This is a genomic window from Shewanella sp. 38A_GOM-205m (assembly GCF_000518445.1).
GTDB lineage: Bacteria > Pseudomonadota > Gammaproteobacteria > Enterobacterales > Shewanellaceae > Shewanella > Shewanella algae.
In genome coordinates, this window is record NZ_JADP01000005.1 from 254,587 (window position 1) to 266,493 (window position 11,907).

Below are 11,907 nucleotides of genomic sequence, written 5' to 3' on the forward strand. Positions count from 1 at the left end.
AGACAATGAAAACCTTCAGTTTTGATATAACGCCTGATCATCCAAGAGAGACAGGCTGCAACAAGCGTCATCCTGTGCTGCAGATAGATGCCGCCATGCTGAGGCAAACGCTGCTAAGCGCGCTGACCAAGCTGGACCCTAGAGTGCAGCTGAAGAACCCCATCATGTTTGTGGTTTATGTCGCCAGTATCCTTCTGTCGCTGGAGGCTGTGGCCATAGGCTTGGGTTGGCGCGCCGGAAATCCCTGGTTCAGCGGTATTATCGCCATCTGGCTGTGGCTGACCTTGCTGTTTGCCAACTTTGCCGAGGCACTGGCCGAGGGACGCAGCAAGGCGCAGGCCGACAGTCTGCGGGGGCTTCGACGCAGCAGCTGGGCCAACAAGCAGACAGACAAGGGGCTTGAGAAAGTGCTCGCCGATACCCTGAAGTGCGGTGATATCGTGCGGGTGGAAGCCGGTGAGATCATTCCCTGCGACGGGGAGATTATTCAAGGGGTTGCCTCTGTGGATGAGAGCGCCATTACCGGTGAGTCGGCACCCGTTATCCGCGAGTCCGGCGGCGACTTAAGCTCTGTGGTGGGTGGAACCCGGCTGTTGTCAGACTGGCTGGTAGTGCGCTGCGCCCAGGAGAGCGGCAATACCTTCCTCGAACGCATGATTGCCATGGTGGACGGCGCCAAGCGGCGCAAGACCCCCAATGAGGTGGCGCTGAATATTTTGCTGATCACCCTGACGCTGATTTTCCTGTTGGTCACTGTGACTCTGGCGCCATTTTCCGCTTATGGTGCCATGGGCAGCGGCGGCGAGCCTATCTCGATGACAGTGCTTCTGGCGCTGCTCATCTGCCTCATCCCCACCACCATAGGCGGGCTGCTGTCTACCGTGGGTATCGCCGGCATGAGCCGCATGATAGGCGTCAATGTGATAGCCACTTCGGGAAGGGCGGTGGAAGCCGCCGGTGATGTGGATGTGCTCTTGCTGGACAAGACAGGCACCATCACCCTGGGCAATCGCCAGGCGAGTGATTTTCTGCCTGTGGCCGGTATAGCTGAAGAGGCGTTGGCCAATGCGGCGCAGCTGGCCTCTCTTGCCGATGAAACCCCGGAGGGGCGTAGCATAGTGGTGCTGGCAAAACAGAAGTTTGCCATCCGGGAGCGCAGTCTTGCCGAACTCGACGCCAGTTTTATTCCCTTTACTGCCCAAACCCGCATGAGCGGTATCAATCTGGGGACGAGGCAGATACGCAAAGGTTCTTTCGATGCCATCAGCCAATATGTGAAGGCCAACGGCGGCGAGGTTCCCAAAGAACTGGGAGCCCTGGTGGATAAGGTGGCCAAGCAGGGCTCCACTCCTCTGGTGGTGGCCGAAGGCAACAAACTTCTCGGGGTGATAGCGCTCAAGGACATAGTCAAAGGCGGTATCAAGGAGCGCTTTATCCAGCTGCGCAAGATGGGCATCAAAACCGTGATGATCACCGGCGATAACCCGCTCACCGCCGCGGCCATTGCCGCCGAGGCCGGGGTGGATGAGTATCTGGCCGAGGCCACGCCCGAAGCCAAACTGGCGCTGATTCGGCAATACCAGAATGAGGGCCGCCTGGTGGCCATGACAGGCGATGGCACCAATGACGCACCTGCGCTGGCACAGTCGGATGTGGCATTGGCAATGAACTCGGGCACCCAGGCGGCCAAGGAGGCCGGCAATATGGTGGATCTCGACTCCAACCCCACCAAGCTTATCGAAGTGGTGCATATCGGCAAACAGATGTTGATGACCCGTGGCTCGCTCACCAGCTTCAGCATAGCCAACGATCTGGCCAAGTATTTTGCCATCATTCCCGCGGCCTTCAGCACCACCTTTCCGGCGCTCGAGAGCCTCAATCTGATGCGACTGCACTCGCCTGAGTCGGCGGTCATTTCGGCGGTGATCTTCAATGCGCTGATCCTGGTGGCGCTGTTGCCGCTGGCGCTCAAGGGCGTGCGTTATCGCGCCATGGCGGCCGCCGCAGTGCTCAAACGCAACCTGTTGTTTTATGGGGTTGGCGGCCTGCTGTTGCCCTTTGTTGCCATTAAAGTCATAGACGCATTGCTTGCCGCCACTGGCTGGATCTGATTGGAGTATGTTATGAAAACCTTGAAAATGGGCTTGTGGGTCTTCGGCGTTATCTTTGTCGTGACCGGGTTGGTCTATCCGCTGCTGGTCACCGTTGGCGCCACGGCACTGTTCCCGCATCAGGCGGGAGGTAGCATAATAGAGCGAGATGGCGTCTTACTGGGCTCAGAGCTTATCGGGCAGGAGTACAAGACGGACGGATTTTTCCATGGCCGCGCCTCGGCCTCGGCTTATGACGCCCAGGCTTCCGGCGGCAGTAATCTGTCGCCCCACAGCCGTGAGTTGCAATCCCTGTGGCAGCAGCGAGCCGCGGCCTTGAATGCCCACAACCCTGGAAATTCGTCTGTGCCTGGGCTGCTGGTCACTGCCTCCGGTAGTGGTCTGGACCCTCATATCTCACCCGAGGCCGCCTACTGGCAGCTGGGGCGAGTCGCCAAGGCGAGAGGGGTATCAGAGGCGCGGTTAAAGGCACTGATTGACAGCCATATTCGACAGCCGCCCTTGCCCTTTATCGGCCAGCCCACGGTCAATGTTTTATTGCTGAACCTGGCATTGAGCAGAATGGAGTAATCACTTGTCAGAAATCAGGCCCAATGCCGATTTGCTGCTACAGCAACAGCCGTCCTCCCGGGGGCGGCTCAAAATCTTCTTCGGCGCCTTTGCCGGGGTGGGCAAAACCTATGCCATGCTCAGCGAGGCTCGCAGGCTAAGACTGCAGGGGCTGGATGTACTGGCCGGATTGGTGGAAACCCACGGCAGAGATGAGACGGCGGCCTTGCTCGAAGGCCTGGAGCTGCTGCCGCCCAAAGTGCTGAGCGTAATGCACCGGCGTTATCAGGAGTTTGATATCGATGCCGTGCTTGCCCGGCATCCGGCGCTGGTATTGGTCGATGAGCTGGCCCACAGCAATGCCCCGGGATGCCGTCACCGCAAACGCTGGCAGGATGTCAAAGAGTTGCTGGATGCCGGTATAGATGTGTTTACCACAGTCAATGTGCAGCATCTTGAAAGCCTCAACGATCTGGTGGGCGGCATTACCGGTATCAAGGTGTCGGAAACCCTGCCGGACTCAGTGTTTTATGAGGCCGACGAAGTGGTGCTGGTGGACCTGCCACCCGATGACCTGATGCAGCGAATGCGTGAGGGTAAAATCTATCTCTCATCCCAGGTGGAAAGGGCGATAGAAAACTTCTTCAACCGTCAGAATCTCACCGCGCTCAGGGAGTTGGCCCTCAACGCCACCGCCGAGCGGCTGGAGCAGCGCAGGCGTCAGGACAATGAGCCCGGCCTCAGGGGCGGCCTGCTGCTGGGGCTGACCCATGGTGAGCAGCAGGAGAAGCTTATTCGCCATGCCATGCGTCTGGCCAAGCGCCTCAACTGCCGCTGGTATGCCCTGCATGTGGAAACGCCCGAGGTGCAGCAGTGGGATGATAGCAAGCGGCAACAGCTGCAGGATAACCTCAAGCTGGCCGAGAGCCTGGGGGCCGAGACCGCGACTCTGGTGGATCATGATATCTGCCACGGCTTGCTGGAATTTGCCGGCGAACACAGGTTGGAGCGGGTCCTTATCGGCCACCACAGCGGCAAGCGGCAGCTGCCATGGCGCCGGGAGCTGGGCCAGCGTTTGAGAAAGCGCGCCGCAGATGAGGAGATTATCAGCCTCAACCTTGATCAAGCCACTAAGCAGCCCAAGGCCGCCAATCCCAGAGCCTGGCCAAGACTGCGCCCGGCGAATATTGCCCTGGCCCTGGGTATGTCGGCCTTTTGTACCTTGCTTGGCTATTGGCTGGCGCCCTGGTTTCACGCCACCAACATAGTGATGATCTACCTCTTGGGCACTGTCTTGCTATCGCTCAGGCTCGACAGAATGAGCGCCTTGTTGGCAACTTTGGTCAATGTGGCCTGCTTTGACCTCTTCTTTGTCGAGCCCAGGTTCTCCTTCTCGGTTGCCGATGCTCAATATCTGATGACCTTCTTCGCCATGGCCATAGTCAGTATCGCCATCACCCAACTCACGCATACCATGCGGATTCAGGCGCAAATGGCCCGGCAGCGGGAGCTGCGCACCTATCAGCTGTTTGAGATGTCGCAGCAACTGGGCTCGGCGCAAACCGAGCGGGAGATGGCTGCCATCGCCCAGCAGCATATCGGCAAGAGCTTCGCCGCGGCGGTGGCGGTATTGAAGGCCGAAGAACAGGGGACCTTGCTGTTGACCAAGGGTTTTACCCGTTATGATTCGGCCATTGCCAAGTGGAGCATTGCCAACAACTGCGCAGCCGGAGCCGGAACAGATACCCTGCCCAATGCCGGTTGCTACTATCAGCCGGTAGCTATAGAGCAGCGGGTGCTGGCCATGGTGGTGCTCGAGCCTGTGAGTCTCAGCGGTTGGCTGGCACCTGAGCAGCAAAGGCTGCTCAATGCCTTTGTTTGCCTGTTGGCGCAGGCGCTTGAGCGGCTCGAGCTGGCCAAGGCCTCCAAGCAGGCGCAGTTGAATGTGGAAACCGAAAAGATGCGCAGCACCATGCTCTCTTCCCTGTCCCATGACTTGCGCACGCCGCTGACGCTTATCCGCAACCAGAGCGACAGCCTGGTGACCAGTCTGGCGCCTTTCCCCGAGCAGTGTCAGCAGGCGCGCCAACTGGCACAGCGGATAGGCGAAACCATTCGCCTGACCAACAATGTGATGGAGATGATCCGCCTCGAGTCGTGCCATTTTATTTTGCAGCTTGACTGGCAGGATCTGGAGGAGATCCTCGGGGTGACGCTAAGGCAACTGGAACCCAGAACCCAGGTTCGGTTGAATATCCCTGCCGAGCTGCCGCTTATCTATTGCGATGGCAATCTCATTCAGCGGGTGCTGTTGAATCTTTTGGAAAATGCATTTAAATATGGCCCGCCAAAGGTACAGATAAGCATCAGTGCTCAGTTGGATGCCGAGCAGTTTTATATCGAAGTGGCCGACAACGGACCCGGGCTTCCCACAGAGGATGCCAGTTGGCTGTTTACCAAGTTTGAGCGCGGCAACAAGGAGTGTGGCATTCCCGGGCTGGGGCTCGGCTTGGCCATCTGTCAGGCGATAGTCTCGGCCCACGGTGGCCGCATCTGGGCCCATAACCGCGAACAGGGCGGCGCCGTGTTCACCTTCAGCTTGCCCTATGTTTCACCGCCCGAGATGTGCGGCGAAGAAGAGTATTTACCCGAGCAGGAATCCAGTTATGCCAGCATTGATTGAGCCGCAGCCGTTTCATCACAGAAGGGTATTGGTGATAGATGATGCCCAGGAGATCTGTCAGTTTGTCAGTAAGGCCTTGCAGCAGCAGGGGCTTGAGGTGTTCACCGCTCACTCGCTCAATCAGGGCTTGATGGAGGCCTCGACCCGGCAGCCGGATACTGTGATCCTGGATCTCGGCTTGCCCGATGGCGATGGCCAGAGCTTTATTCCCCGCTTTCGCAGCTGGAGTGATGCTCCTGTAATAGTGCTGTCGGCCCGCAGCGATGAAGCCGACAAGGTGCAGGCGCTTAACAGCGGCGCCGACGATTACCTGTGCAAGCCCTTCGGCATAGAGGAACTGCTGGCCCGGGTGCGGGTGGCGTTGAGGCGACACTTACGTCACAGCCATGAGCCTGAAGCTCAGGTGCAGTTGGGAGAGGTCTTGTTCGACCGCCGCCGTCAGCAGCTGAGCCGCAACGGCGAGCCCGTGCATCTGACCAAGACGGAATTAAAGCTCCTGAACGCCCTGCTGGAGCAGCCGGGCAAGGTGTTGACTCAACAAAGCCTGCTGAAACAGGTCTGGGGGCCGACATTTGTCGAGCATGGCCACTATGTGCGCACTTATATGAAGCATCTGCGCAATAAGATAGAAGCTGAGCCCGCCAACCCCAAATACCTGCTGACGGAAATCGGCATAGGTTATCGCCTCGTCACAGGTAAATAATGGAGAGGCCCGGCTCGGCTTCATCGCTTGGATTTTGATTTTGTCGCAAAAGCCGCCAGATAACGCCTTTGGCGTGATTTTGCCGACAAGGCGGCCGGTTTTAACTTTGGTGAACCTCTCCCGGCGTGTTATCTTTCCCTATTGATTTTCAGCCAGTCAGAGTAATCGGATTTTCATGTCACAGCCCCGTTTCGTCCATCTACGTGTTCACTCAGACTTTTCCATGACCGATGGTCTGGCCAAGGTCAAGCCCATTCTGGCCAAGGTGGCCGATGAGGGCATGGCGGCAGTGGCACTGACGGATCAGAACAACCTCTGTGGTCTAGTGAAATTCTACGGTGGCTGCCATGGCGCCGGGATAAAGCCCATCATAGGGGCCGACTTCTGGATGTTGGTGCCCGGCTTTGAAGATGAGTTCTGCGCGCTTACCGTGCTGGCCATGGATAACGACGGCTACCAGAACCTGACTCAGCTGATCTCCAAGGCCTATCTGCGCGGTCAGGTGCGTGACCGGGTCGCTATCGATCAGGAGTGGCTGCTGGAGCACGGCGCCGGTATTTTGCTGCTCTCCGGCGCTAGGGAAGGGGACCTGGGCAAGGCGCTGCTCAAGGGCAACCTGAACCAGGCCCAGGAACTGACCGATTTCTACAAGCAGCACTTCAACGACCGTTACTTTATTGAACTTATCCGCACCGGGCGCCCGGATGAGGAGCGCTACCTGCACATGGCGGTGGAACATGCTGCCAACACAGGCCTGCCTGTGGTTGCCACCAACCAGGTGGTGTTCATGACCCCGGAAGAGTTTGAGGCCCATGAAATCCGGGTGGCTATCCACGATGGCTACACTCTGGCTGACCCCCGTAGACCCAAGAAATACAGCGAGCAGCAGTATCTCAAGACAGAAGCTGAGATGTGCGAGCTGTTTGCCGATATTCCGGAAGCGCTGCAAAACACGGTGGAGATAGCCAAGCGTTGTAACGTTACCGTGCGGCTCGGCGAGTACTTTCTGCCCAACTTCCCCACGGGTGAGCTGTCCACCGCGGATTATCTGGTGATGCGTTCCAAAGAGGGGCTAGAAGAGCGTCTCGAGTTCCTGTTTCCGGACCCACAGGAGCGGGCGGAAAAGCGCGGCGAGTATGACGAGCGTTTGGATATTGAGCTCAAGGTAATCAACCAGATGGGCTTTCCCGGCTACTTCCTTATCGTGATGGAGTTTATCCAGTGGGGTAAGGACAACGGTATTCCCGTGGGCCCGGGGCGGGGGTCGGGTGCCGGCTCCCTGGTGGCCTATGCGCTTAAGATCACTGACTTGGACCCGCTGGAATTTGACCTGCTGTTCGAACGTTTTCTTAACCCCGAGCGGGTGTCGATGCCCGACTTCGACGTCGACTTCTGTATGGACAGGCGCGATGAGGTTATCGATCACGTGGCCGAACTCTATGGCCGGGATGCGGTATCGCAGATCATCACCTTCGGTACCATGGCCGCCAAGGCGGTAGTGCGTGATGTGGGCCGGGTGCTGGGTCACCCCTATGGTTTTGTCGACAGAATTTCCAAGATGATCCCGGCCGAGCCCGGGATGACGCTGGCCAAGGCTTTCGAGGCCGAGCCTGCGCTGCCTGAAGCCTATGAGGCCGATGAGGATGTCAAAGACCTTATCGACATGTGTCGCAAGCTTGAGGGTGTGACCCGTAACGCGGGTAAGCACGCCGGGGGCGTGGTGATTGCGCCGACCAAGATCACCGACTTCTCGCCGCTTTATTGCGACGCCGAAGGTAAAAACCCGGTGACCCAGTTCGACAAGAACGACGTGGAAACCGCCGGTCTGGTGAAGTTTGACTTCCTGGGTCTCAGAACCTTGACCATTATCGACTGGGCACTGGGGATGATTAATCCAAGGCTCGCCAAGCTCGGCAAGCCGCCGGTCGATATTGCCGCCATTCCGCTGGACGATGCCAAGTCCTTCGGGGTACTGAAACGCTACGAAACCACGGCGGTATTCCAGCTGGAATCCCGCGGCATGAAAGATCTTATCAAGCGTCTGCAGCCCGACTGCTTTGAAGATATGATCGCTCTGGTGGCCCTGTTCCGCCCAGGCCCCTTGCAGTCGGGGATGGTAGATAACTTTATCGAGCGTAAGCACGGCCACGAGGCCATCTCCTACCCGGATGAGAAGTGGCAACACGAGAGCCTTAAACCGATTTTGGATCCTACCTACGGCATCATCCTCTATCAGGAACAGGTGATGCAGATTGCCCAGACGCTGGCGGGTTATACCCTGGGCGGCGCAGACATGCTGCGCCGGGCCATGGGTAAGAAAAAGCCGGAAGAGATGGCCAAGCAGCGTGCCGGTTTTGAAGCCGGGGCGATAAAAAACGGCGTCGATGGCGAACTGGCGATGAAGATCTTCGATCTGGTGGAGAAATTCGCCGGTTACGGCTTCAACAAATCACACTCGGCCGCCTATGCACTGGTGTCTTATCAGACACTCTGGCTCAAGACCCACTATCCGTCTGAATTTATGGCGGCGGTAATGTCCGCCGATATGGACAACACAGACAAGATAGTGACCCTGGTGGATGAGTGTGAGCGCATGGGACTCAAGCTGATCCCGCCGGATGTCAACAAGGGCCTGTTCAAGTTTACCGTCGATGAAGAGCTCAATATCGTCTACGGTATAGGCGCCATCAAGGGCGTGGGCGAGGGGCCGGTCGAATCGATTCTGGAAGCCCGCAAGGGTGGGCCGTTCAAAGACTTGTTCGACTTCTGCGCCAGGGTGGATTTGAAAAAACTCAACCGCCGGGTGATTGAGAAGCTGATCAATGCCGGCGCCATGGACAATCTGGGGCCGCACCGGGCTTCCATGATGGCTACCTTGCCGGAGGCGATACGCGCCGCCGATCAGCACGCCAAGGCCGAAGCCATAGGTCAGTGCGACATGTTCGGTCTGCTCAACGACGACCCCCAGGACAGCAAGCAACAGTTTGTAGACTGCCCACCTTGGCCGGACAAGGTCTGGTTGGAAGGGGAGCGTGAAACCCTGGGGCTTTACCTCACAGGTCACCCCATCAACCAATATCTCAAAGAGCTCAGGCACTACACCTCCGGGCGGCTCAAGGATATTCACCCCACAGACAGGGGCAAGACGGTCAAGGCCGCCGGATTGGTGGTCGCCACCCGGGTGATGCTGACCAAGCGAGGCTCCAAGATGGGGCTGCTGACACTGGACGACAAGAGTGCCCGTCTGGAAGTGATGCTGTTTACCGAGGCCTTCGAGAAATTCAATCACCTGCTGGAGAAAGACAGGATCCTCATCTGTGAAGGTGAAGTGAGCTTCGATGACTTCTCCGGCGGTAACCGGATGACGGCGCGCAACATCATAGATATGGGCGAAGCCCGCAGCCACTTTGCGGCGGCGGTGGAGCTGGATCTCGACGCGGCAATATTGAGCCCGGAATGGCTGACACAGTTTTATGAGACCCTTTCGCCCTGGCGCGGCGGCTCTGTGCCTGTGGCGATCAACTATCGTCAGGCCCTGGCCAAGGGGCAGTTCCGTTTGAGTGACGACTGGCGGGTGAACCCCAGTGATGAACTCATGATGGCACTGGAAGCCATGCTCGGCACAGATAAGGTCAGGATCCTCTTCTAATGCCCTACACTCTGGTCGATACCCTGATACTCAAGTTAACGGCGCTGCTGGATCAAATCGGCGCCACGGCTGACAACCACCTCTGGCTGGGTTACAGCGGCGGTATGGACTCAGAGCTGCTGGCCTATACCTTGGCGCGCTTTCGCGAGACTCATCCCAATACGCCTTATCAAATCTCCCTGGTGCACGTACACCATGGCCTCAGCCGCAATGCCGATGCTTGGGCGGCCCATTGTCGCCAAAGAGCCGAGCATTATGGCCTGAATTTTGTTCTTCGGAAGGTGCAACTTGAGCTCGGTTCGCGTGTCAGTATCGAGGCCGAGGCGCGGCGCGCTCGCTATCAGGCGATTGCCGAGTTGCTCAATCCCGGCGATATTCTGCTGACGGCCCATCATCAGGACGATCAGTTGGAGACGCTGCTGCTGGCGCTCAAGCGTGGTCAGGGCCCCAAGGGACTGGCGGCCATGGGGCAAGCTCAGCACTTGGCCTTTACTTCCTTAGCTCGGATATCCAGGGCAGAAAGTGCACCATGCTGGCAATTACGGCCCATGTTGGACAGCAGCCGGGCTCAGATAGAGCAGGCGGTGGCGAGCCTCGAGCTGCCCTATATCAGTGATGAGAGTAATCAGGACACCCAGTATGACCGCAACTTCCTACGCGCCGAGGTGATCCCTGTACTCAAGCAGCGCTGGCCTTCGATTGCCACAACGGCCTCGCGCAGCGCCGCGCTGTGCGCCGAACAGCAGTTGCTGCTCGATGAAGTCAGCGCCGAAAAGTTGCAGCCCTTGCTCGGCCGTTGCCGCTTCAGCGGCGTTCGGGTACTGGATAGCGCCGGGCTCAAAGTGCTGTCACCCCAGTGGCAGGCGCAGTTGCTGCGGCAGTTTATTCAGATGCAGCGCTTGCCCTTACCGGCTCAGGTGCAGTTACAGCAAGCCTTGGCGCAGCTACTCGATGCCAGGGAGGATGCTCAGCTTGAGCTTAGCTTTAATGGATTGCTCCTCAGGCGTTATGGGCAACAGATCTATGCCATGGCGCCTCTGCCGGGGGCAGCATTCCAGCTGCTTGATGGCGCAGGTTCGGCTGAAGATGTGGCAGCAAACCCCTCGAAACTGACCCTGAGCCAAAAGCAGCTGCAAGCATTGAGCCAAGGGCAGAGTCTGAGTGTTGGGCTTGCCGCCCCCTGGCAGCGCCTGGAGCTGACATTGGCAGACTCAGGGCCAAGGGTGGCGCTGGCTCAGGTCATGGCTCCACAACTGGCTCCTCTAATGGCTTCACTATCGGCACCGCTACTGACGTCACTATCGGCGTCACTAGGTGCAAAAGTTCAGCCATCAGATACCGCTGCAGCACCTGAACTGGTCATGGGGCTCAAGGGCAGTTACCGCTGTCAGCCTCACAATAGAGACAAGGGGCGGGAGCTCAAGAAACTCTGGCATGAACTTGGAGTGCCACCCTGGCTTAGAGACAGAGTGCCGCTGCTGATGCAAAATGGCCGACTGCTGGCGCTGGCCGGTGGTTTTGTCGAGCGTAGCGCACTGGCATCTGGCTCTGAACCCGGAATCGTGTTGAAGCTGGTTGCTGAAGCAACCCCTTAGCGCAAATAGTTTGGGCACAGCGGCTAACATGGCTTTGAGCCAAAACTCATCAATGAACTTGGTCCTAGCGGCTAGATAAGTTGTAGCCCATCACCAGCGGTGCGCCTTTCGCACAGGCGATCCTGTGACATGGCGAGAGTCGCGTGGCAACATGCTTTCGAGCGCGAGTTATGGATGATGAGCTGGCCGTTAAACAGGGAAGTTGTTGTGAACCCATAATTCCCCTCGGTGTCGCCGACAGCCGTTGGCGAAAATAACGTGGTTAAGCAGCGGTCAATCACCTGCGGTGCGCTCTCGCACAGGCGATCCTGTGACACGGCGTGAATACATATATGGACCCATCCCGTTTGCAAGACATTTGATTTCAATTTGAGAAGAGTTCATTGCACCCATATATTCGGCCTGTTACTGAGTTAAATCTCTGGCCCTGATGGATATGTGCTTCTACTTTCCTCATCATCCTTGCGGCTTCACGATGAGCCTATGGATTCAACAGGTTTTAAGTAGAACAGTCTGACTGTCTCATCATCAAATCAATTGTCACCGCAACTTGGTGATAGGTTGGCATTATCTTACTTCACAACCTGATTTATAAGCTTCATGTCGCCGGCCGATAC

6 protein-coding genes are annotated in these 11,907 nt (G+C 57.7%); all 6 read left to right on the forward strand.

Features of this window, described 5'->3' with window-relative positions:
• Positions 1-5 precede the first annotated feature (5 nt).
• The 6 genes from kdpB to tilS all read left to right on the forward strand — a co-directional run bounded on the left by kdpB (position 6) and on the right by tilS (position 11,290).
• Positions 6-2,111 (forward strand): potassium-transporting ATPase subunit KdpB, encoded by a 2,106-nt coding sequence (gene kdpB, locus N512_RS0107065; RefSeq protein ID WP_081737101.1) that lies wholly within the window; start codon positions 6-8, stop codon positions 2,109-2,111.
• A gap of 12 nt (positions 2,112-2,123) precedes the next feature.
• A complete protein-coding gene (kdpC, locus tag N512_RS0107070; protein ID WP_037474402.1) occupies positions 2,124-2,681 on the forward strand; it encodes a potassium-transporting ATPase subunit KdpC in 558 nt (185 codons plus the stop codon).
• Between the two features lie 4 nt (positions 2,682-2,685).
• Positions 2,686-5,343, forward strand: a complete 2,658-nt coding sequence (locus N512_RS22445) for a DUF4118 domain-containing protein (RefSeq protein WP_037474405.1) — start codon at positions 2,686-2,688, stop codon at positions 5,341-5,343.
• On the forward strand, positions 5,327-6,046 hold the full coding sequence (locus N512_RS0107080) for a response regulator (protein ID WP_051472694.1): 720 nt from the start codon (positions 5,327-5,329) through the stop codon (positions 6,044-6,046). The genes N512_RS22445 and N512_RS0107080 overlap by 17 nt, the downstream gene beginning before the upstream one ends.
• 175 nt (positions 6,047-6,221) lie before the next feature.
• Complete coding sequence (gene dnaE / locus N512_RS0107085; protein ID WP_028779861.1) at positions 6,222-9,695, forward strand: DNA polymerase III subunit alpha; 3,474 nt, start codon at positions 6,222-6,224, stop codon at positions 9,693-9,695.
• Positions 9,695-11,290 carry a tRNA lysidine(34) synthetase TilS gene (tilS, locus tag N512_RS0107090; protein ID WP_051472695.1) on the forward strand — a complete coding sequence of 532 codons (1,596 nt, stop codon included), beginning with the start codon at positions 9,695-9,697 and terminating at the stop codon, positions 11,288-11,290. The genes dnaE and tilS overlap by 1 nt, the downstream gene beginning before the upstream one ends.
• Positions 11,291-11,907 lie beyond the last annotated feature (617 nt).

Excerpts from the sequence above, each read along its gene's own strand:
- kdpB (WP_081737101.1), top strand. The coding sequence starts at position 6 with ATGAAAACCTTCAGTTTTGATATAACGCCTGATCATCCAAGAGAGACA.
- kdpC (WP_037474402.1), top strand. The coding sequence starts at position 2,124 with ATGAAAACCTTGAAAATGGGCTTGTGGGTCTTCGGCGTTATCTTTGTC.
- N512_RS0107080 (WP_051472694.1), top strand. The coding sequence starts at position 5,327 with ATGCCAGCATTGATTGAGCCGCAGCCGTTTCATCACAGAAGGGTATTG.
- dnaE (WP_028779861.1), top strand. The coding sequence starts at position 6,222 with ATGTCACAGCCCCGTTTCGTCCATCTACGTGTTCACTCAGACTTTTCC.
- tilS (WP_051472695.1), top strand. The coding sequence starts at position 9,695 with ATGCCCTACACTCTGGTCGATACCCTGATACTCAAGTTAACGGCGCTG.